The 20497-nt window shown below is 59.0% G+C and carries 19 protein-coding genes; 9 read left to right on the forward strand and 10 right to left on the reverse strand.

All coding sequences use genetic code 11. The features are described from left to right. Positions 1-72 precede the first annotated feature (72 nt). The 3 genes from AC193Q_RS06000 to pmrG form a co-directional block, all read right to left on the reverse strand. On the reverse strand, positions 73-1590 hold the full coding sequence (locus tag AC193Q_RS06000) for an ArnT family glycosyltransferase (RefSeq protein WP_131670408.1): 1518 nt from the start codon (positions 1588-1590) through the stop codon (positions 73-75). Then, a complete protein-coding gene (arnT, locus tag AC193Q_RS06005) occupies positions 1587-3308 on the reverse strand; it encodes a lipid IV(A) 4-amino-4-deoxy-L-arabinosyltransferase (RefSeq protein WP_483879299.1) in 1722 nt (573 codons plus the stop codon). The genes AC193Q_RS06000 and arnT overlap by 4 nt, the downstream gene beginning before the upstream one ends. Before the next feature lie 294 nt (positions 3309-3602). Continuing rightward, the gene (pmrG, locus tag AC193Q_RS06010) at positions 3603-4283 is read right to left on the reverse strand and encodes a lipopolysaccharide core heptose(II)-phosphate phosphatase PmrG (RefSeq protein WP_121185416.1); all 681 of its coding nucleotides are present in this window, start codon (positions 4281-4283) and stop codon (positions 3603-3605) included. A 314-nt stretch (positions 4284-4597) separates the two neighbouring features. On the opposite strand from pmrG, the gene AC193Q_RS06015 reads away from it, so the two are divergent. Next, positions 4598-5905 carry a sensor histidine kinase gene (locus tag AC193Q_RS06015; RefSeq protein WP_121185418.1) on the forward strand — a complete coding sequence of 436 codons (1308 nt, stop codon included), beginning with the start codon at positions 4598-4600 and terminating at the stop codon, positions 5903-5905. Here the strand turns inward: AC193Q_RS06015 and AC193Q_RS06020 are convergent. The 5 genes from AC193Q_RS06020 to AC193Q_RS06040 form a co-directional block, all read right to left on the reverse strand. After that, the gene (locus AC193Q_RS06020) at positions 5866-6414 is read right to left on the reverse strand and encodes a PqiC family protein (RefSeq protein ID WP_095669187.1); all 549 of its coding nucleotides are present in this window, start codon (positions 6412-6414) and stop codon (positions 5866-5868) included. The two genes, AC193Q_RS06015 and AC193Q_RS06020, sit on opposite strands and share 40 nt — an antisense overlap. 16 nt (positions 6415-6430) lie before the next feature. Then, positions 6431-8086, reverse strand: a complete 1656-nt coding sequence (locus AC193Q_RS06025) for an MlaD family protein (RefSeq protein WP_121185420.1) — start codon at positions 8084-8086, stop codon at positions 6431-6433. Between the two features lie 191 nt (positions 8087-8277). Then, positions 8278-9579, reverse strand: coding sequence for an NAD(P)/FAD-dependent oxidoreductase (locus AC193Q_RS06030; protein ID WP_121185422.1), 1302 nt, complete (start codon positions 9577-9579; stop codon positions 8278-8280). Beyond that, entirely contained in the window at positions 9576-10664 is a 1089-nt protein-coding gene (locus AC193Q_RS06035; RefSeq protein WP_041063835.1) for a polyamine ABC transporter substrate-binding protein, read from the reverse strand. The genes AC193Q_RS06030 and AC193Q_RS06035 overlap by 4 nt, the downstream gene beginning before the upstream one ends. Positions 10665-10820: 156 nt before the next feature. Then, positions 10821-12179, reverse strand: a complete 1359-nt coding sequence (locus AC193Q_RS06040; protein ID WP_041063837.1) for a glutamine synthetase family protein — start codon at positions 12177-12179, stop codon at positions 10821-10823. Positions 12180-12340: 161 nt separating this feature from the next. On the opposite strand from AC193Q_RS06040, the gene AC193Q_RS06045 reads away from it, so the two are divergent. The 3 genes from AC193Q_RS06045 to AC193Q_RS06055 all read left to right on the forward strand — a co-directional run bounded on the left by AC193Q_RS06045 (position 12341) and on the right by AC193Q_RS06055 (position 14848). Then, complete coding sequence (locus AC193Q_RS06045; RefSeq protein WP_041063839.1) at positions 12341-13237, forward strand: helix-turn-helix domain-containing protein; 897 nt, start codon at positions 12341-12343, stop codon at positions 13235-13237. Positions 13238-13380: 143 nt separating this feature from the next. Further along, positions 13381-13896, forward strand: a complete 516-nt coding sequence (locus AC193Q_RS06050) for a cupin domain-containing protein (RefSeq protein ID WP_121185424.1) — start codon at positions 13381-13383, stop codon at positions 13894-13896. A gap of 292 nt (positions 13897-14188) precedes the next feature. After that, positions 14189-14848 (forward strand): carbonic anhydrase, encoded by a 660-nt coding sequence (locus AC193Q_RS06055; RefSeq protein WP_041063919.1) that lies wholly within the window; start codon positions 14189-14191, stop codon positions 14846-14848. A 72-nt stretch (positions 14849-14920) separates the two neighbouring features. Here the strand turns inward: AC193Q_RS06055 and AC193Q_RS06060 are convergent, their stop codons facing one another. Both AC193Q_RS06060 and AC193Q_RS06065 read right to left on the reverse strand, forming a co-directional pair. Beyond that, entirely contained in the window at positions 14921-15634 is a 714-nt protein-coding gene (locus tag AC193Q_RS06060; RefSeq protein ID WP_121185426.1) for an SDR family NAD(P)-dependent oxidoreductase, read from the reverse strand. Positions 15635-15680: 46 nt separating this feature from the next. Continuing rightward, entirely contained in the window at positions 15681-15893 is a 213-nt protein-coding gene (locus tag AC193Q_RS06065; protein ID WP_121185428.1) for a tautomerase family protein, read from the reverse strand. Between the two features lie 201 nt (positions 15894-16094). Here AC193Q_RS06065 and AC193Q_RS06070 point away from each other — a divergent pair, with 201 nt between their 5' ends. The 5 genes from AC193Q_RS06070 to AC193Q_RS06090 all read left to right on the forward strand — a co-directional run bounded on the left by AC193Q_RS06070 (position 16095) and on the right by AC193Q_RS06090 (position 20416). After that, positions 16095-17018, forward strand: coding sequence for a LysR family transcriptional regulator (locus tag AC193Q_RS06070; RefSeq protein WP_121187761.1), 924 nt, complete (start codon positions 16095-16097; stop codon positions 17016-17018). 85 nt (positions 17019-17103) lie between these two features. Then, a complete protein-coding gene (locus AC193Q_RS06075; protein WP_121185430.1) occupies positions 17104-18213 on the forward strand; it encodes an ArsO family NAD(P)H-dependent flavin-containing monooxygenase in 1110 nt (369 codons plus the stop codon). A 40-nt stretch (positions 18214-18253) separates the two neighbouring features. Further along, complete coding sequence (locus AC193Q_RS06080) at positions 18254-18688, forward strand: YeeE/YedE family protein (RefSeq protein WP_121185432.1); 435 nt, start codon at positions 18254-18256, stop codon at positions 18686-18688. Between the two features lie 2 nt (positions 18689-18690). After that, complete coding sequence (locus AC193Q_RS06085; protein WP_121185434.1) at positions 18691-19110, forward strand: DUF6691 family protein; 420 nt, start codon at positions 18691-18693, stop codon at positions 19108-19110. A gap of 115 nt (positions 19111-19225) precedes the next feature. After that, the gene (locus AC193Q_RS06090; protein ID WP_121185437.1) at positions 19226-20416 is read left to right on the forward strand and encodes a cation:proton antiporter domain-containing protein; all 1191 of its coding nucleotides are present in this window, start codon (positions 19226-19228) and stop codon (positions 20414-20416) included. The last annotated feature ends 81 nt before the right edge of the window (positions 20417-20497 follow it).

Consider the following 20497-nt stretch of genomic DNA (forward strand, 5'->3'; position numbering starts at 1 on the left):
AAGAAGCCGTTAATAGTTGTCATTGCCATTCAAATTTACCGCGACTCTCTACTTTTGTCTTAACGTCATCGCTCAGGAGTGGGGGATGTAGGCCACGCTCTGGTCTTCCCGCCCGTGAAAGACCTGCTCGCCACGGGTGGGCGTGGTGGTGATGACCTGATGGTCAGCCTTCAGCGCATCGAGCGGCACGGCGTCACCGGAACGGTATTGCGCCACGAAAATCGTGCGTTGCGGGTCCCACCGTTCTCCGCTGGTGCGTTCCAGCCAGGCGATCAGCGTTGCTGTGTCACCATTGTGCGGAAAGTCCTGGATCGTTTCCGGCACGTAGTAGAACGGTGCACCACCGGTTTGCAGGTACATCGGCACTTTGTTGTCGACCTCGACCATGACCATGCGCCATTGATTCAACGGTGCCTGCTGGCTGGCCTGCTCGCGAACCTGTTCGCCGAAGCGGATGACACCGCCGCCGCTGTTGGTCCACGGGTAAAGCACACCCAGGATTGCGGCAAGCAACACGGTGGTGACAGCGAAACCGATCTTCAGCCCACGGCCTTCGCTGTGGCGAGCGGCCATGCGCCGGGTCACCCACCAGGCACCCAGCAGTTGCGCGAAGGGCACCAGCGGCAAGACGTAATAGCTGCGGCGACTGCCACTGGCGGTGAAGAACAGCATCAGCAACGCGAGCCCTTGAATCAGCCAGCGGGTATCCGGTTCGATGTGCTTCCAGTTGCGCGCGGCCACCCACAAGGCGATCAACCAGCACGGCGCCCAGGGCAGGGTGTAGACCGGCAGGTAGATCAAGTAGGTGTAAATCGGCCCGAACTGATCGAACGGCTGGAAAAACCGCACAACGTTTTCACGCAGTACCAGCCCCAGGCCACTTTGTTCGTAGTTGGGCGCGCCGTAGAAGTGCGAAAGCACGAATGGTGTCATGTAAAACGCCCCGGCGATCACTATCGCCGCGAACAGTCGCAGGTTCAGGTGACGCTTCCAGCGGTGCTCGCTGAGCAGGTGCGGCAGCAGCACCAGCCCCGGCAGGATGAAACCGATCAGGCCCTTGAACAGCGAGGTCAGCGACAGCAAACCGAAGAACACCACGTAGCGCCAGAATCGGGTGTCATCCGGGCCGCGCCAGTACCACCAGACGGCCGCCAGCACACCGCAGACGGTGAGGATGTCGGCAGTGGCGACTCGCGCCCAGAACACGAAGTAGAACGTGGTCGCCAGCATCCATCCGGCAATCAGCCCGGTGCCTTTGCGAAACAGTTGCTCGCCGATCAGGTACACCAGCCACACGCTGAACCACGCGGAAATCACCGATGACAGGCGCAACGACCAATGCCCCAGTCCACCCGTGAACCAGGCGGTGGCGGTGATCAGCCAGTACGACAGCAGCGGCTTGTCGTAATAGGGGCTGCCCTTGAGATAGGGGTCGAAATAGTCGCCGCTCTGCAACATCTGCAACGCGATGTTAGCCCAGCGGGTTTCCGCCCCCCACAGCTCACGACTCCCCAGACCGAGCAGTAACAGCAGGGCAGTCGCGGCAAGCAGAAGCAGCAACGCGCCCCGATCTTTTTTGTCTGCGGTCATGGTTTGCTCTGGGCAAAAATGAAGATTTCCAGGTTGCCGCGCCGGAAGTGCTGACCATCGATCGGCAGCAGCTCAAGTTGTTGTTCGTCGGAGGTGCTGTTGACGCGCATCACCACACCCACCGAGCCTTTTTTGCGCGCTTCGGTCATCCACTCGCCTACACCGGCGAGGCTGACCTTGCGTGACGCCATGGCCGGGTCATCGAGGCCGTACTTGAGCTCGCCAACGGTGTTGAACAGGTCGATTTGCGGGCGACGCAAGCGCCATGACAACGCAGAAGCCGCCCCCAGGTCGTTACTCAGCAACGAGCGGGTCTGGCTGAGTTCCTGCTGGTGTTCGGCAATGAACTGATCCGGCATCTTGCTGTTGACGATGGTCGCCGGCATGGCGGCAGGCAGCAGTGCGACGAGCAAGCCGATGCCCAGCGCCGGCATCGCCCACAGCGTCAGTGGGCGCACGGTTTGCAGCGCGCCGGCAATGAGCCAGCCGAGCAACACGATATAACCCAGCGACAGGCTGAACATTTCGGTGTGTTCGTAAATTTCACGGGTCGCTTGCAGGTAGATCAGTGCAACCAGCGCCGCAATGGCCAGCACCACGTTGACCACACCGTTGATGCGCAAGACGCGCCCGTTCTGGTCAGCTATCCAGTTCATTACCGTGTAGCCCATCAACAGGGCCAACGGCAGCAGGCACGGCATGATGTAGGTCGGCAGTTTGCCGCTGCTCGCGCTGAAAAATGCCAGCGGCAGCAGGAACCACAAGGCGAGGAAGGCGATTTTCGGATCGCGTTTTTCGCGCCAGGTGCGTAGCAGCGTCGAAGGCAACAGCAGGGCCCATGGCAAGGTAGAAGCAAACAGCAACGGCAGGTAGAACCACCATGGTCGTGCGTGCTGTGCGTCTTCGCCGGCGGCAAAACGCCGGATGTGTTCGTGCCAGAAGAAGAATCGCCAGAAATCCGGTTCACGGTAATGCACGGCCAGTGCCCATGGCACGCTGACCAGCGCGGCCACCGCAACGGCGACCAGACCATAACGCACCAGCTCGCCAAAGCGTCGCTGCCAGATCATGTAGGGCAGGGCAATCAGCACCGGCAGCATCAGGGCGAGGAAACCTTTGGTCATCAGGCCCATGCCACAAGCGAATCCCAGCAATGCCCAGCCGCCCAGACGCGCGCGCGGGGTATTGCTGTCGATGGCAAACCAGATCGCCACCAGGCTGAGGTTGACCCACAAGGTGAATTGCGGATCGAGGTTGGCATAGCCGGCTTGCCCTGCGATCAGGCCGAAGCTCATATAAAGGAGGGCACAAGCGGCACTGATTCGCGGGTTGTTCCACAGGCGACGGGCCAGCAGATAGGCCAGCCAGACGCTCACGCCCGTGCTGAGCGCCGAGGCGATGCGTACGCCAAACAGGTTTTCACCGAAAATGGCTTGGCCGATGGCAATCATCCAGTAGCCGGCAATCGGTTTTTCGAAATAGCGAATGCCCATGAAGTGCGGCGCCACCCAGTTGCCGCTCTGCAGCATTTCCTGGCTGATCTGCCCATAGCGGGTTTCATCGGGAATCCACAGGCCGTGGGTCATCAGCGGCAGCAGATAAAACACCACGAATGCCAGTACCAGCCCGGGTATCGCAAAGCGTTCGATCAGGGTGCTCTGGTGGAGGCGCGGCAAATTCAACGCTGCATGGTGCAACGGTTTGTTCTCAGACGTCATGACTGGACCTTGGTGCAGTACAAAGTGTGCGTTTCAGTGTTGCGCCTGGCGATTTCCATAGCAGGCGCGGCACTGGGTTGAATGAATGCAGAGGCGAGCACGTCCGAAGGGCGTGTCCTGTATTCGGAGAACGGGTCTGCTTCCAGCGTTAAGTTCTCCTCGAAAAGCCAAGCTTTAAAATGAAATATTTCCAGTTTTTCAAAGTGAAAAAAATTTCTTATTACAATTTCATAAACGCTAATTAGTCTGTGCCAGAGCATTGCCCGAGCATTTTTACTTGATCAAGTCTGATGATTACTTGGCCAATCGTTGCCAGCCTTCTGGGTTCATGATGCCGATTACTTCAAGTTTGCCTTGCGCATCTATCCGGGCTAGAACCGTGCTGCCATATTCGGCGGCAACCGCACGTGGGTAACCGGTTTGCCGTTCGAAATCGGCGATGCAGCCGCTGTGGGTCACCAGGATCATGTTGTGTCCTGCGGTCTTGTGCGCCACCACTTCATTGCGCATCGTCGGGCCACAGGTTTCCAGCCATTCCGCAGCCACGGCATCGTGGCCGAGCATGGAATGCGCGGTTTGCAGGGTGCGCGTCAGCGGGCTGCTGAAGAATCGGGTCTTTTCCAGGCCCAGTTGCGTAAAGCCACGGCCTACCTCGGCTGCAGCAATGCTGCCAGCCTGGGTGATACCGTCTGCCGGCCCCAGACAAGTATTGGTCGATCGGTCGCAACGCTCAGTATGACGGACCAGTGCGACGACCTCACCGGCCTGCCAGGCCTTCAGCCATTCCTGGGTCGCCGATGCACTGGCGTAGCGCAGGTTGGCGGGCGAGCGTTGGACCCAGACGAAGCCGCAAATCAGTGTAATCAACAGCAAACCGACAGCAATGATTGCCCAAGTGCGCGGACGAGACAGAACCCATCGTTTAGATGCTGATTGTACGTGTACTAATTCAACCACGACGTTGCCCCTTGTCATTCCCGAGTTCCACTCAGTACACGCACAGTGCAACGTAAGCTCCAGGAGGTTAGTTACTTTACGGTGGTCTACTTGAATGGCTGCTGAACACTACGTTCAGAGTCGTGGCGGTGCAGTGAAGAACATGTGAAAAATTTGCGAGAGCGGCGCAGGCATTAACGGAAAAGTCTATTTGATAAATAAACTCAAATACTCGTTTTGTTTATTAGGGCCACTTAACAACAGCGCCAGTCGAGGCGAAGCTGCGACTCTGGATAACGTCGTGACGCAGCTGCTTGCAGTCCCCGACATCAGCACTGGAGCCAAGCAACCGGATGGACCTCAAGCAAAGCCTCGCCAATCGGATTGTGATTGTGTTCGCCTTGATGAGCGCGGTGGTGGCCGGTGTCTTCGCAATGGGCATTGTGGCTACCGTGCATGTCGTGGAGCACAAGTTGACCATGACCGCCCTCAGCGGTGGCTTGCGCCGGTTGTTGGCGATGGACGACATCAACCAGTGGCGCCACGAGCCGGAAAAGAGCGAACTGTTTTTTTTCGAGAACGGCCCCGGGCCCATGGCGCTGACACCGCAACTGGCGGAACTGCCCGTGGGGTTTCAAGAGATCACGTTCAACGGCGACGACTTCTATGCGATGGTCGAGGCGGTCGGCGGCCGCAAATATGTGCTGTTGCGCAATCAGGAAAGCTTCGAACAACGCGAGCACCTGCTGTTCGTGGTAGTGATAGTCGGGTTCATCCTCAGCGTCATGCTGGCGGTCGCGCTCGGCAGGCTGCTGGCGCGGCAAGTCATGGCGCCGGTGATTCGCCTGGCGGGGCAGGTGCGTCATCGTGACCAGTTGATTGCACTGGCACCGGCGCTGCATCCGGATTACGCCGATGACGAGGTTGGGGCGCTGGCGCTGTCTTTCGACCAGACACTCGGCCGGTTACGCGAAACCCTGAACCGGGAAAAGCTTTTCACCAGTGACGTGAGCCATGAGTTGCGCACACCGCTGATGATTCTGGCCAGTTCCTGCGAGCTGTTGCTGGCCAACCCCTCGCTGGATTCGCGCTCCACCCAACAGGTCAAACGCATCGCCCGGGCCAGCGCAGAAATGCGCCAGCTGGTTGAGACCTTCTTGATGCTGGCGCGCAAGCCGGAGGAGCTTGGCACCGAATCCACTTGCACACTCAAATCTATCGCCGACGCCCAGGTGGAAATCTGGGGGCGATTGATTGGCGAAAAGGGTCTGGAGTTTATCTACGAGCCGCAACTGGCGGGCAGCGAGCGTTATGACCTGACGTTCTTGCAGTCGGTCATGGGCAATCTGCTGCGCAATGCCTGGCATTACACCGATCAGGGATTTGTCCGATTGACCCTGCTCAACGACAGCTTTGTGGTCGAGGACAGCGGCATCGGTATTCCGGAAGAAAAACGTCACGCGATGTTCCAGCCGTTCGTGCGCGGTGACGAACAGCGCGGTGAAGGCCTTGGGCTGGGGTTGTCGCTGGTGCAGCGGATCTGCAGCCATCAACACTGGCAGGTTCAGTTGGTCACTCGCGAGCCTAATGGCTGCCGTTTCACGGTCACGCTGTCGGCGGCTCAGGAGGCTGACGGGCAGCGAGCGTTGCCCGCCGCCTGATTGATCAGGGCTGCCAGGCGTTTAACGTTGTTCTGTTGCGCGGCCACCAGTTCGTCGATGCTCGGGCCGGAGGGTGTTTGCAAGGTTGAATGGCAGGTCAGCAGAGCGTTGTCCGCCGCACCGCTCGGGCGCAGGCGCCATTTGACGTCGATCAGCCCGTATTGTCCGGGGATCGAGTCGAAACGCTGCACATCGATACGCACCGAAACATTGCCGCGACTGCCGGTATTGCTCAGTTGATCGCTCAAGGCGCTGCGCAACTCATCCGCCAGACTCGCTCCCCACCATTGGGTTTCCAGAATCGCCAGGCCATTGTTGCCCTGACGAATGACGATTTGCGGGCGGTCGACTTGCGGCGGCACGCTGATCCCCTCAATGGGAATCTGCGCGCCGGCCCGGGACGCCGACAGCTCCACCGGCGTCAAGGTGTGAAAGTTGATCGGCTCGCTGCGGCAGGCGCCAAGGAGCATGAACGCAGCGAGCATGGTGATCTTCAGCGGTACAGCCATGGGATAGCTCCTGGGCTCAATTGCGTGGCGGTCCTTTCAGATCCAGCGGCGCTGCGTTGTCGGGACGACCGCGAATCAGCGATTCCGGATGGCGACCGAGATAGTCCGACAGCTCACGCAGCGAACGCGACATGCGCCCGAGTTCGTCGAGGGTCTCGGTGAGTTTCTCGCGCTGCGGTGAATCTTCGGCCAGGGTCGAACTGGCGGACTGCAAGGTCTTGCTGACGTCGGCCAGTGTGGTCTGCACGCCCGGCAGGGTTTTCGCATTGAACTGTTGCAGGCCTTTGCGCAGCTCGACGAGGTTGCTGTCGAGGTTGCCGGCAATCCGCTCGACCGGCAGTTTGTTGAGCTTGTCGACCACCGCTTCGAGTTTTTCCTGCAACTGTTCGAGGCTGCCGGGCACGGTGGGCAAGGCGACCGGTCGGGCCGTTGCGTCGAATGCAACTTTCTCGGCTTTCGGGAAGAAATCCAGCGCAATGTACAGCTGCCCGGTCAGCAGGTTGCCGCTGCGGGCCTGAGCGCGCAGACCGTTGTCGACGAAGGTGCCGAGCAGACGAATACCGGCCGCTTCGTCGTTGGGATCGTGCTTGAATTCGGTCAGCATCTTTTTGTAAGCCTGGCCGAGGCGCTGCGGGTAAATGACGATCCCGACGTTAAGCGGGAAGGTGCGTTTTTTCGCGTCGAAGTCGAGGTTGATTCCGACGACCCGGCCAATCTCCATGCCGAGAAACTCGACGGGCGCATCGACCTTGAGCCCGCGTAACGACTGCTCGAAACGCAACACCATGTATTGCGCCTTGCCGTTGGGCGGGGCGAGGGCGGTCTGCTGATCGGCGAACAGTTCGAAGTCCTTGTCGTCGGCGGCGGCAACGTCGTTGGGGCTGTAATCCGGCGCGCGGAAGGCAATGCCGCCGACCAGCATGGTGGACAGCGATTCGGTCTTCACCGCAAAACCGTTGGCCCCGACATTGATGTCGATGCCGCTGGCGTTCCAGAAGCGCGTGTTTTCGGTAACGAACGCGTCGTTCGGTGCGTGAATGAACACCTCGATGTCCACACCTTTGCCCTCGGGATTGAGGGTGTAGGTCACGACCTGGCCCACCGGAATCTTGCGGTAGTAAACCGGGGAACCGATATCCAGCGAGCCGAGATCCGAGGCATGCAGCATGAAGCGCTTGCCCGGTTCGCCGTAAGTGATCGGCGGCGGATTCTCCAGCCCCTTGAAATGCTTGGCGCGGTTGTTGGCCTGACCGATGTCGGCGCCGATATAGTCGCCGGAAAGCAAGGTATCGATGCCCGAAACGCCGCCGGCACCGATGCGTGGGCGCACAACCCAGAACTGCGAGTCTTCGCGGGTGAAGGTTTCGGCCTGTTTGGCCAGTTTGATCGTGGCGTCGACGCTCTTCTGATCGCCGCTCAACTCGACATCCGTCACCTGACCGATCACCACACTGCGGTATTTGACCTCGGTCTTGTTGGCAACCAGGCCGCTGCCGGTCTTGAAGTTGACGACGATGGTCGGGCCTTCCTGCATCAGGTTGTGCACCACCAGCGAAATGCCGACCAGCACCGCGACGACCGGGACGATCCACACCAGGGAGATGCTGAAACGCCGGGTCTTGATCGGCGCGTGGCCCGGTGTTCGTGGTTCATCGGCGGCTGACGACTTCATCCATGTCCTCCTCGGTTTTGTGGATGCTGAGCGTCAGGAACGCAAAAGCACTTCATCAATATAGAAGTGCTTGGCGATAGAGCAAATTCGCGGGTCGATGTGGTTTTGTGCAGGCGCTGCCGCAGGCTGCGATCTCTTGATTTTAAAGATCAAAAGATCGCAGCCTTCGGCAGCGCCTACAGGGGCGAGCGTTAGCCGAGGATTTCGCGCAGGCGATACCAGAACATGCCCAGTGCCAGCAGCGGCGAGCGCAAGGCCGGGCCGCCGGGGAAGGTCATGTGCGGTACCGCGCTGAACACGTCCATGCCCTGACTGTGGCCGGCGTGAATCGCTTCGCCCAGCAGCTTGGCGCACCAGTGCGTGACATTCAGACCGTGACCGGAATAACCCTGAGCGTAGAACACGTTCGGCTGTTGCTTGAGCCGCCCGACCTGCGGAAAACGGTTGGCGGTAATGCCAATCTTGCCGCCCCATTGATAGTCGATGCGCACGTCCGCCAGTTGCGGGAAGACTTTAAGCATCTTCGGGCGCATGTAGGCGGCAATGTCCGCCGGATCGCGACCGGAATAGTGACAGGCGCCGCCAAACAGCAGGCGTCGATCCGCCGAGAGCCGGTAATAGTCGAGGCCGACTTTCTGGTCGCACAACGCAAGGTTGTGCGGGATCAATTGCGCGGCACGTTCCTCGGACAGCGGCTCGGTGGCGATGATGTAACTGCCGGCGGGCAGTACCTTGCCGCTGAGTTGCTGCTCGAGTTCATCCAGATGCGCGTTGCAACCGAGCACCAGACTGCCGGCGCGGACGCTGCCGGTGGCGCAGCGCACTTCAACCGTTTCGCCGTGGATGATCTGCTGGACCGGGCTCTGCTCGAAAATGCGTACACCGAGGGACGCCGCCAGACGCGCTTCGCCCTGCACCAGATCCAGCGGGTGCAGATGGCCGGAGCCCATGTCGATCAGACCGCCAGCATAGACATTGGCGTTGACCACTTGCTGACGGATTTGCTCGGGGCCGACCAGCTTGGTCTCATGGCGGTAGCCGAGTTCGTCGAGGCTGACCTGTTCGTCCTTGAACGCCGCGAACTGCGCCGGGGTGTTGGCCAGTTCGCAGAAGCCCCAACGCAGGTCACACTCGATGGCATGCTCGGTGATGCGCTGGCGCACCAGTTCCACGGAGTCGATACCGGCGCGTTGCAGATAACGCACGCCGTCGTTGCCGACGTAACGGGCAAAGCCTTCGACCTCGTGACCGATGCCACGAATCAACTGGCCGCCGTTGCGTCCGCTGGCGCCCCAGCCGATGCGCCTTGCTTCGATCAACACCACCGACAGCCCGCGCTGCGCCAGTTCAATCGCGGTATTGACCCCGGTGAAGCCGCCGCCGATTACGCAGACATCGGCGCTGAGGTCAGCGTCGAGTGCCGGCCAGGGCGTGCTGGCCCGGGCCGAAGCCGCGTAATAGGAGCGGGCGTGTTCTTGCGTGTACTGATTCATTTGTTCGACTTCACTTTGCTCCAGGACCGGGTCATCAGACGCATGATCGACTGGGGCGGGGTAGAGGAGATGTAGAGCTTGTCCAGCACCGCCTGGGACGGGTAGACCTCGGGATTGTTCACCAGCGCCTGGTCCATGTATTGCTTGGCTGCTGGGTTCGGATTGGCGTAACCCACTGAAGCGCTGACCTTGGCGATCACTTGCGGATCAAGCAGGTAATTGATGAAGGCGTGGGCTTCCTTGGTGTTGCTGGCGTCGGCCGGGATCGCCAGCAAGTCAAACCACAGGTTGGCGCCTTCTTTCGGAATCGCATAGGCGATGTTCACCCCGTTCTTGGCTTCCTTGGCGCGGTTGGCCGCCTGGAACACGTCGCCGGAGTAACCGAAGGCTACGCAGATGTCGCCATTGGCCAGATCGGAAACGTATTTCGAGGAGTGGAAATAGGTGATGTAGGGGCGGATGCTCAGCAGTTTGGCTTCGGCTTTTTTATAGTCTTCCGGGTTTTCGCTGCGTGGGTCCATGCCCATGTAGTTGAGGATCGCCGGGAACACTTCGTCCGCCGAGTCCATCATCGACACGCCACACTGGGTGAGTTTCTTCAGGTTCTCCGGCTCGAACAGCACGGCCCAGGAGTCGATGTGATCGATGCCAAGCACTGCCTTGACCTTGTCGACGTTGTAGCCGATGCCGTTGGTGCCCCACAGGTACGGCACCGAGTGCTGGTTGCCCGGGTCGTTCTTTTCGAGTAATTCGAGCAATTTCGGGTCGAGGTTCTTCCAGTTCGGCAACTGCTCACGATCCAGTTTGAGGAACGCGCCGGCTTTTACCTGACGGGCGAGAAAGTGGTTGGACGGCACCACCACGTCGTAGCCGGTGCGACCGGCGAGGAGTTTGCCTTCCAGGGTTTCGTTGGAGTCGAACACGTCGTAGATCACCTTGATCCCGGTCTTGGCCTGGAAGTCGGCGAGGGTGGTTTCACCGATGTAGTCGGTCCAGTTGTAGACGCTGACCTGGGGCTGGGCCAGGGCTGCGGTGCTGCACAACAGCGCCAGTGCGGCGGGAACCATGGATTTCAATAGACGCATATCGACACCTCTTGGAGTTATTGGAGTTTTTCGGGTGAGCACGGCCCCTTGTGGGAGCTGGCTTGCCAGCGATAGCGGTGGGGCAGTCGATAATGATGTCGACTGTGCCGACGCAATCGCTGGCAAGTTAGCTCCCACAGGGTTTGTGTGTGTTGCTCAGACGCTCAGCAGCAGGAACTCGCGCTCCCAGGAGCTGATCACGCGCTTGAAGTTTTCATGCTCGGCGCGTTTGACCGCGACGTAGCCGCGCACAAACTTGTTGCCAAGGTATCGGGCAACGGTGTCGCACTCTTCCATTTGCGTCAGCGCGTCTTCGATGGTGATCGGCAGGCGCAGGTTGCGGCGTTCGTAGGCGCGGCCTTCGACGGCGGCACTCGGCTCGATGCCTTCGACCATGCCGATGTAGCCACACAACAGGCTCGCGGCAATCGCCAGATACGGGTTGGCGTCGGCGCCCGGCAGGCGGTTTTCCACGCGCATGGCTTCCGGCCCGGAGGTCGGTACACGCAAACCGACGGTGCGGTTTTCTTCGCCCCACTCGACGTTGACCGGTGCCGAGGTGTCCGGCAGGAAGCGGCGGAACGAGTTGACGTTGGGCGCAAACATCGGCAGTACTTTAGGAATGTACTTTTGCAGGCCGCCGATGTGATGGCGGAACAGATCGCTCATCTTGCCGTCGGCATCAGCGAAAATCGGCTTGCCCGTGGCGATTTCCACCACGCTCTGGTGCAGGTGCATGGCACTGCCAGGTTCGTCGCCAATCGGTTTGGCCATGAACGTCGCGGTGACGTTGTGCTTGAGCGCCGCTTCCCGCAGGGTGCGTTTGAACACGGTGATCTGATCGGCCAGGTCCAGGGCGTCGCCGTGACGGAAGTTGATTTCCATCTGCGCCGGGCCGTCTTCGTGGATCAGCGTGTCCAGATCCAAACCTTGCAGCTCGCACCAGTCGTAGACGTCTTCGAACAATGGATCGAACTCGTTGGCGGCGTCGATGGAGAATGACTGCCGACCGCTTTCGGCACGGCCCGAACGACCCAGTGGTGCCTTGAGTGGCAGGTCCGGATCTTCGCAGCGCTGGGTCAGGTAGAACTCCATTTCCGGTGCAACGATTGGCTTCCAGCCCTTGTCGGTGTAAAGCTGCAGGACTTTTTTCAGCACGTTGCGCGGCGACAGTTCGATCGGGTTGCCGAACTTGTCGAAGGTGTCGTGGATGACGATGGCGGTCGGCTCGATGGCCCATGGAATCACATACACGGCGTCGCTCACCGGTTTGCAGACCATGTCGATGTCGGCCGGGTCGAGCAGGTCGTAGTAGATGTCGTCGTCGACAAAATCCCCGGTTACCGTTTGCAGCAGCACACTTTCCGGCAGGCGCATGCCTCGCTCATGCAGGAACTTGTTGGTCGGTGCGATCTTGCCGCGGGCAATGCCGGTCAGGTCGCTGACCACACATTCAACTTCGGTAATCTTGTGATCTTTCAGCCATGTGAACAGCTGATCGAAAGGGGCATTCATAAAGACCTCGTTATTGGTTTTATAGACGCCGGGGAGGGCGGGTTTCATCTTCCGCCCCTTCCCCTGTGGCGCGTTGACGACTATCTTGGGCATGCCTTGCCGTTCCATCTATCCACTTTAAGCAGCACCAAAGCGCACCAAAAGAGTGCGCAAGGTCTCCCATGACAACGTGTAATCCGCTTCAGGTTCAGGCGTTCAATACCGCTGATGTCACCGAACAAATCCGCGCCACACCGGGTTGGGTCCAGCATTACCAGCAGATGTCGCCCGGGCATTTCGCCGGGCAGATTCGCTATCTGGATCTGGAAGGTGTGCAGGTCTACGAAGAACAGATGAACACCCGCGTCGAGCAGGCATTCAGTGCGCCATCGGGTGCCTTGGCGTTCTGTTTTGATCGCAGCGATAACGCGCTGTATTTGCTTAACGAAGACAGCCGCAACATCTGGATCACCCCGGAGAACTACCAGGAAATCGCCGTGGTGTTTGGCCCGCAATTCGTCCGGGAACACGGTCTGGATGTGGCGAAACTCGAGGGATTGTTCATGGCGCCGCTTAACTGCGGGCAAAACGCCTTGTTCAGTCGCTGGTTAAGCTCAACGCTCACGAAGTTGTCGCAAGCTGTTGATCCGTTTGATAAAAATTCTTTGACTCAGCAGTTGCTCGAAGACTGTCTGTTCATCCTCGACAACGCTCACACCCGCCTTGATCGAGGCGGTTTGCAGCGTCGTACTGAAGAGCGGACGATCATGAAGCGAGTAGGGGAATGGGCGGCAGATTCGCCGGAAGAGACTGTTAATCTGCTTGAGCTTTCGAAGGTGGCAGGGGTGCCGTTGCGTCAATTACAGCAGGCGTTCAAGGCCTACACCGGTATGACCCCGAGCCACTGGCTGCGCCTGCGCCGGCTTAACAGTGCACACCGCGAATTACTCAATCGCCGGCCCACGGAAACCACCGTGGCCGAAGTGGCGATGAACTGGTCGTTTTGGCATCTGGGGCGGTTTTCCAACAGTTACAGGGCGCTGTTCAAAGAGCTGCCGAGCGAGACGCTGAAGCGCTAGCGAGTGTTCCTGACGTGGGTATGCGTTAGATCGTTGAAGTGGAAGCAATTGTCTTCGATATTCTTCGAAATACCGTTAACTCCACTAAATAGCCGTTTAGTAGAGCTATCAGCCTATTTGCCTTTCAATCAATGGAGCAGGCCATGAATCGAGGGAAAACAGACATTGTGGACGTGATTGCTGCACTGGATCTGCAGCCTCATGTTGAAGGCGGCTATTTTCGCAGGACTTTTCAAGCAGATCATCGCGCCATGCTGCAAACCACCCGTGGCCCACGTTACCTGATGACTTCGATCTATTACTTGCTAACGGAAGATTCGCCGGTGGGCCAGTTTCATTTCAACCAATCGGACATCCTGCATTTCTACCATTTGGGCGATCCCATCGAGTACAGCATGATCGCAGGTGACGGTTCGCTTCAAACATTGGTGATGGGTAGCGATATTCTGGCGGGACAGCTTTTGCAAATGCACGTGCCTGGTGGCATCTGGAAAGCATCGCGACTGCTTGAGGGTGAACACGGATTTGGTTTGATCAGTGAAACCGTGTCGCCGGGATTTGATTTCGCGGACATGGAGATGGGTGACAGACGCAGACTGACTGCGCAATTTCCACAGCACCGGATACTGATAGAAAAGCTGACGCGGTCTGCTGATTGAGGCTCACAAATTTCCGGCCAGACCGAGGTTTTGGAAAATGCGGTTTCTGGTGAGCCTCTGGATTGAATGTGGCGTGCAACCGGGCTGATTCGGAAACATCTTGTTACGTGTAATGTATATTATGTTAAACGATGTATTACGTTACGTCCCTCCTGCACCAATGCCCACAGGCTGCAGACATCAAGTCAAGTACAGCTAACCCGCGCAACGTTTGCGATAATACCGGCCACCACGGCGCGACAGCACATTGAGTGCTTGTGCCCCCATCTGTTAATCGGGTTTGGAGAACTTCATGCGTGACATCATTGACGGCTTTCTACGCTTTCAGCGCGAGGTTTATCCGCAGCGTGTCGAGCTGTTCAAGCAGCTCGCGACGGCACAAAATCCCAAGGCGCTGTTTGTCACCTGCTCGGACAGTCGTGTTGTGCCGGAACTCCTTACGCAGCGCGAACCGGGCGAATTGTTCGTGATTCGTAATGCCGGCAATATCGTGCCGTCTTACGGCCCCGAGCCCGGCGGCGTTTCGGCCACCGTCGAATATGCGGTCGCTGTGCTCGGCGTCCAGGACATCGTGATCTGCGGCCATTCGGACTGCGGCGCGATGGGCGCGATTTCGCGCTGCACTTGTCTGGATCATCTGCCTGCGGTCGCTAACTGGCTCCGTCACGCGGACGCCGCGAAAGCGATTAACGCGGCGCATGAGTTCGATACGCCCGGCGCCAAGCTCGATGGCCTTGTGCGTGAAAACGTGATCGCGCAACTGGCGAACCTGCGTACGCATCCCTCAGTGGCCCTTGCGCTCGAGCAAGGACGGCTGAATCTGCACGGCTGGGTTTATGACATCGAAGCCGGATGCATCGATGCACTTGATGGCGCGACACGGCAATTCGTTCCACTTGCGGATTCGCCGACCACCGTCGCGATCGCTGCGCGCAACGCCCCCCAAATGTGATGGGAGAAGCCGCCGATGGCGGCTTCTTGCTTCAGATTGCCGGTCGCCTGGCTGGCCAGACCGCCGTCTCCATCAGTGACCGGCGCTTTGACCACCATCGACGTGCAGGATTTCGCCCGTGACGAATGGGGCGCTGTCCAGATACAACACCGCTGCGACGATGTCTTGCACGTCGCCCATGTGGCCGACCGGATGCAGGCGACCCAGTGCAGCGTGGCTTTCCTCGCCATGCATCGGGGTCTTGATGATTCCCGGCGAGACCGCGTTAACGCGGATGCCGCGCTTGGCGTACTCGATCGCCAGGGATTTGGTCGCGGCGTTCATTCCACCTTTGGTCAGCGATGCAAGCACCGATGGCACGCCCTCGATGGCGTGATCGACCAGCGACGTGGTGATGCTGACCACATGACCGCCCTCGCCTTGCTTCTCCATCTGGGCAATCGCCTGCTGCGACATATAGAAGAAGCTGCCCATGTTGGTCGCCACGGTATTTACATACTCTTCGCGGGTATAGGCCGTGAACGGCTTGGCGAGGAAAATCCCGGCATTGTTCACCAACGTGTCGATGCGGCCAAAACGCGCTACACCTTCGCGGATGATTTTCTCTGACGTCGCCGGATCGGCGATATCTCCGGCGACGGTCAGGATGTCCGGATCCGATGACGGCTGGATGGAGCGCGAAGTCGCCACCACTTGATAACCGAGTTTACGAAAACCCTCGACGATGCCCGCGCCCAGCCCCTGGGATGCGCCAGTGACCACAACGACTTTTTTTGAATGGCTCATGATAATGCCTCGATAGTTGAAAAAAGCGGTTTCAAGTGCCTCAGCATTACCTGGGCTCCACCAGCGACTGGCGGTACTCGGTCGTGGTTATTCCTGCGTAGCCCCAGTTATCGGTATCGACTTCCTCGATCACGATGTGCGTCAGGTGCGGGTCTTTGTTGAGCACCGTCTGCATGGTTTGGGTGATCTCTGCGATCACCTGTGCTTTTTGTTCTTTGGTTACGCCGTCGCGGGTGATACGAACGTTGATGAAAGGCACGGGAAAGTCTCCAGTTTGCGTCTCATCGGCATGATGAGACGGCAAGTGGAATGAACTCTATAAGCTGGCCGTGAATGAATAAATGCGGACCCGGTTACTTCATTTATGACGCCGTGTAATGAATAAAAGCCGCGGTCCTCGCCACTGCGTCATCGACCTCGGTATGCTTTGGGCACTTCGCGAATACTCGGTGTGATGAATATGAAGCGTCATTTTGATGACCTGCAGCTAGGAAGCATCGAGCTATTTTGCCTGGCCTCGGAAACGGGCAGTTTTACGGCAGCCGCGCAGGTAGCCGGTGTGACGCCTGCAGCAGTAAGCCGCTCGATTTTGCGTCTAGAGGAGCGTTTGGGATCACGCCTCTTCGTCAGAACCACACGCAGCATCCGGATGACTGAACCGGGCCGGGTATTCTATGAACAATGCCGACAGGCCCTGACGCAACTGGTGGAAGCACAGCAAGAAGTCATGGGCGCTCAATCGACGCCTTCAGGCCGGTTGCGCATCAGTCTTCCGACCACGTATGGGCATCACCGGATCTTGCCGCTTCTGCCGAAATTTCGGGCGCTTTATCCAGACGTCAGCGTGGATGTCCATTTGGGTAACCGAAATATCGACTTTGTGGCGGAGGGCTACGATCTGGCGATTCGGGTCCGGGCTCAACCGGACTCGACCCTGATCGCCCGCTTGCTGGAGGACGCACAACTGGTCGTGGTCGCGACACCTGAATACCTGACCAAGGCCGGCACGCCAACGACACTGGATGACCTTGTCGCTCACGAGTGCATTCAATTTGAACTGCCCAGCAGCGGCCGTCGCATCTCATGGCTGTTCGAGGTCGATGGCAAACATCGCGAGATCTTCACAGAGGGCCGCTATTGCTGCTCGGACGATGTGCTGGGCGGCGTCACTCTGGCCAAACACAGCGCTGGCCTGTTCCAGACTTACCGATTCATTGTCGAGAACGAATTGGCCGATGGGCGCCTCGTCGAGGTACTCCAGCCCTACAATGGGCGCTCCCGGCCTTACACCCTGCTCTACCCTCATGGCCGCTACGTTCCTCAGCGGGTCCGGGCATTCGTCGATTTTCTGCTGCAGCATCGAACCGATTGGGCGGCGATCTAGATACCGCCATTTGAGGATCATCAACAAACGCCCGATTCGGATGCGCTAATCTGGCCTGACTTGCGCTGCCTCAAGGACTCTCCCAATGCCTGCCAACTGTACCGAAGTGGATGTCGCGATTATTGGCGGCGGTCAGTCCGCACTCGCCGTGGCTTACTTCCTGCGACGCACCGGGCGCTCGTTTGTGATCATTGATGCCGAAGCCGCACCGGGTGGTGCGTGGCGGCATGGCTGGGATTCCCTGCGATTGTTTTCACCTTCGACCTGGAGCTCCATCGCCGGCTGGATGATGCCGCCGGTCACCGACGGCTATCCCAGTCGTGACAACGTGATCAATTACCTGCGCCAGTATGAGCAACGCTATCAGTTTCCTGTCGAACGGCCTTATTGGGTCAATGCTGTTGAGCGCCAGGGCGATCGACTTCAGGTCAAAGCCCAGGGCCGTTGCTGGCTGGCCCGCGCAGTGGTCAGTGCGACCGGCACCTGGCGTCATCCTTACCTGCCACATTACCCCGGCAGTGAAACCTTTACCGGCCAGCATTTGCATTCGGCCCATTACGTCAATGCGAAGCCTTTTGCGGGGAAAAAAGTCCTGGTGGTGGGCGGTGGCAACTCCGGTGCACAGATCCTCGCTGAGGTCTCAAAAATGGCCGACGCCACCTGGGTTACTCCGCAGCCGCCAGAATTTCTCGCCGATGACGTCGATGGCCGCGTGCTGTTCGAGCGCGCCACCGAGCGCTGGAAAGCCCAGCTCGCCGGGACCGTCATTGAACAACCGGTCGGAGGCCTGGGCGATATCGTGATGGTCCCGCCAGTCGTCGAAGCTCGAGAGCGCGGCGTGCTGCATGCGGTTCGGCCGTTCCTGCGCTTCACCGAAACCGGGGTGACGTGGGCCGATGGCTCGCAAACGCCGGTCGACGTAGTGATCTGGTGCACCGGTTTTCGCCCTGCCCTCGGTTATCTGGCATCACTGGGGGTGTGTACCGCCGATGGACGTGTGGTCGTTGAAGGTACGCGTTCGATCAAGGAGCCGCGCTTATGGCTGGTGGGGTATGGCGACTGGACAGGCGCCGCTTCCGCGACACTGATCGGCGTCACCCGAACGGCGCGAAGTACCGTTGAGGAGATCGAGCGGTTTTTAATGACGCAAAACACGCCGGCTAGCGAATCAACAGCTCCACGGCACGCGCGGTGATGTATGGCTTTCATCAGCACTTCTTTGCAGGAGCTACCAAATGAGCATTGATTGGCTGAACTTTACGCCTTGGACTGCCTTGGGCGGAGGGGCCTTGATAGGCCTGGCGGTCGGGGTATTCGTGCTCGCCAATGGTCGCATCGCCGGCATCAGTGGCTTGATTGGCAGCGTGATGCAATTTGGCAGTGAAGGCTGGAGCGAGAAGGCACTGTTTCTTCTTGGCCTGATGCTCGCGCCATTGTTGTGGGGAGTGTTTGCCGTACTGCCGCAGATCGAGATCAAGGCAGAATGGCCGACGCTGATCATTGCGGGACTGTTCGTCGGCGTGGGCACCCGTTTCGGCTCTGGCTGCACAAGTGGCCATGGGGTTTGCGGGATCTCTCGACTGTCTGCCCGATCCATCACGGCAACGATGTGCTTTATGCTCGCCGGTTTTGCAACGGTGTACGTCATTCGTCATGTCGTGGGGGCCTGAAAATGATCAAGCTCAGCGCTTTTTTCGCAGGACTGATCTTCGGCCTGGGGCTGCTCCTGGCAGGCATGGCGAACCCCGCCAAGGTACTGGCTTTCCTGGATGTGGCCGGGGCCTGGGATCCGTCACTTGCTCTGGTGATGGGAGGCGCCATCGCCGTGGCGGTTATCCCGTTGAACTGGGCGCGGAACAACAAGCAATCCTTGCTGGGAGCCCCCATGCAGTTACCGATGAAACGGGAGCTGGATGCCCGCCTGATTGGCGGCAGCCTGCTGTTCGGCATCGGTTGGGGGATGGCGGGAATCTGCCCTGGGCCAGCCGTCGCTATTGTGCTTACCGGGCACGGGCAGATCATCGTATTCGTGTTGGCCATGCTGGCCGGCATGTACCTGTTCTCTCTATTGGAGCGTCGACGCAGGAGCTGATCAGGTACTTGCTGGGGGAATCCTCACATCCATTGATTTTTATCAGAAGACGCTACGAGCAATGAATTAAACCTGCCTTATCCCTTCTCTCTGAACCCGGACAGGCAGGTGATCGATGTATCAGAACCTGGCACTGCTTGCCGCTTTCCTGCTGGTCTATAGCCTGTTTGCCGGACGTTTCGAGTCGCGCCTGCTCAATGGGCCTCTGATGTTCATGCTCGCCGGGCTGATTCTTGGCCCGGCATTCCTGGGCCTGCTGCTGCCCCGGATCGACAAGGACGGCCTCCGGATCCTGGCCGAACTGACCTTGGCAATTGTGCTCTTCAGCGATGCCGCCAACGCTGATCTCAAGGTGCTGAAAGCCCACGAAGGATTACCGCTACGCTTGTTGTTGATCGGGCTGCCGTTGACCATGCTCGGTGGCTGGCTGGTCGGCATCTGGCTGTTTCCGCAGATTCCCCCGATCGAACTGGCCATCTTGGCGACTCTTCTGGCGCCCACGGATGCCGCACTGGGCAAGGCTGTCGTGAGCAATCCGAAGGTGGCGGCATCCGTGCGTGAAGGATTGAACGTGGAGAGCGGGCTCAATGACGGCATCTGCGTGCCGGTGCTGTTGATGTTCCTGGCCCTGTTGATCGAAGAACAGACACGGTCGCCCGTCTCGCTGGCGGTGGAGCTGGTTGCCGAGGAGCTTGGCATTGGCGCGCTCGTCGGCGTCGCCCTGACGTTGATCGCCTGGTTGTTGCAGCGCTACGCCGGGAAACGCCATTGGCAAACCCCCATGTGGTCACAGCTGACGCTACCCGGACTGGCGCTGGTTTGCTTTGCCACCGCGCAAGCATCAGGCGGTAGCGGGTTTATCGCGGCGTTCGTTGGCGGCCTGCTCGCCAGTTATCTGTTTGCTGAACAAAAGCATGATCTGCTCAAGGCCAGCGAAGAGTTCGCCAGCCTGCTTTCCGTCATTACCTGGGTGGTGTTTGGCGCGCAGGTAATCCCTTGGGCCTGGAGCAGTTTCACGCTGAATATCTGGTTGTATGCAGTGCTCAGCCTGACCGTGGTTCGCGTACTGCCTGTGCTCATCAGTCTGGCAGGGACCGACTTCGATTTCGAAACCCGGCTGTTCATCGGCTGGTTCGGTCCGCGCGGCCTTGCAAGTATTGTCTTCGCCGTGATGATTCTGGACTACCCTCTGCAAGTCGGTCGTACGTTGGTGGCTGTAGCGGCCTGCACCGTTTTACTGAGTGTGCTGCTCCATGGTTTGAGTGCCAACCCATGGGTCTCGCGGCTGGCAAATCGTGTTCTTTGATAATTGTCAGAAATGCCACTGAATGCCGGTGCTAGCGTTGTGACCAACGAATGGCTAAGCGTCTGTCCGAGAAACCTTCAC

The sequence above is a fragment of the Pseudomonas sp. F2 genome, assembly GCF_057174385.1.

Coding starts and splice junctions, on each gene's coding strand:
- AC193Q_RS06030 (WP_121185422.1), bottom strand. CDS start 9,579: ATGAATCAGTACACGCAAGAACACGCCCGCTCCTATTACGCGGCTTCG.
- AC193Q_RS06025 (WP_121185420.1), bottom strand. CDS start 8,086: ATGAAGTCGTCAGCCGCCGATGAACCACGAACACCGGGCCACGCGCCG.
- AC193Q_RS06035 (WP_041063835.1), bottom strand. CDS start 10,664: ATGCGTCTATTGAAATCCATGGTTCCCGCCGCACTGGCGCTGTTGTGC.
- AC193Q_RS06055 (WP_041063919.1), top strand. CDS start 14,189: ATGCGTGACATCATTGACGGCTTTCTACGCTTTCAGCGCGAGGTTTAT.
- AC193Q_RS06075 (WP_121185430.1), top strand. CDS start 17,104: ATGCCTGCCAACTGTACCGAAGTGGATGTCGCGATTATTGGCGGCGGT.
- AC193Q_RS06080 (WP_121185432.1), top strand. CDS start 18,254: ATGAGCATTGATTGGCTGAACTTTACGCCTTGGACTGCCTTGGGCGGA.
- AC193Q_RS06015 (WP_121185418.1), top strand. CDS start 4,598: ATGGACCTCAAGCAAAGCCTCGCCAATCGGATTGTGATTGTGTTCGCC.
- AC193Q_RS06060 (WP_121185426.1), bottom strand. CDS start 15,634: ATGAGCCATTCAAAAAAAGTCGTTGTGGTCACTGGCGCATCCCAGGGG.
- AC193Q_RS06050 (WP_121185424.1), top strand. CDS start 13,381: ATGAATCGAGGGAAAACAGACATTGTGGACGTGATTGCTGCACTGGAT.
- AC193Q_RS06085 (WP_121185434.1), top strand. CDS start 18,691: ATGATCAAGCTCAGCGCTTTTTTCGCAGGACTGATCTTCGGCCTGGGG.
- AC193Q_RS06020 (WP_095669187.1), bottom strand. CDS start 6,414: ATGGCTGTACCGCTGAAGATCACCATGCTCGCTGCGTTCATGCTCCTT.
- AC193Q_RS06090 (WP_121185437.1), top strand. CDS start 19,226: ATGTATCAGAACCTGGCACTGCTTGCCGCTTTCCTGCTGGTCTATAGC.
- AC193Q_RS06000 (WP_131670408.1), bottom strand. CDS start 1,590: ATGACCGCAGACAAAAAAGATCGGGGCGCGTTGCTGCTTCTGCTTGCC.
- AC193Q_RS06070 (WP_121187761.1), top strand. CDS start 16,095: ATGAAGCGTCATTTTGATGACCTGCAGCTAGGAAGCATCGAGCTATTT.
- pmrG (WP_121185416.1), bottom strand. CDS start 4,283: ATGACAAGGGGCAACGTCGTGGTTGAATTAGTACACGTACAATCAGCA.
- AC193Q_RS06045 (WP_041063839.1), top strand. CDS start 12,341: ATGACAACGTGTAATCCGCTTCAGGTTCAGGCGTTCAATACCGCTGAT.
- AC193Q_RS06040 (WP_041063837.1), bottom strand. CDS start 12,179: ATGAATGCCCCTTTCGATCAGCTGTTCACATGGCTGAAAGATCACAAG.
- arnT (WP_483879299.1), bottom strand. CDS start 3,308: ATGACGTCTGAGAACAAACCGTTGCACCATGCAGCGTTGAATTTGCCG.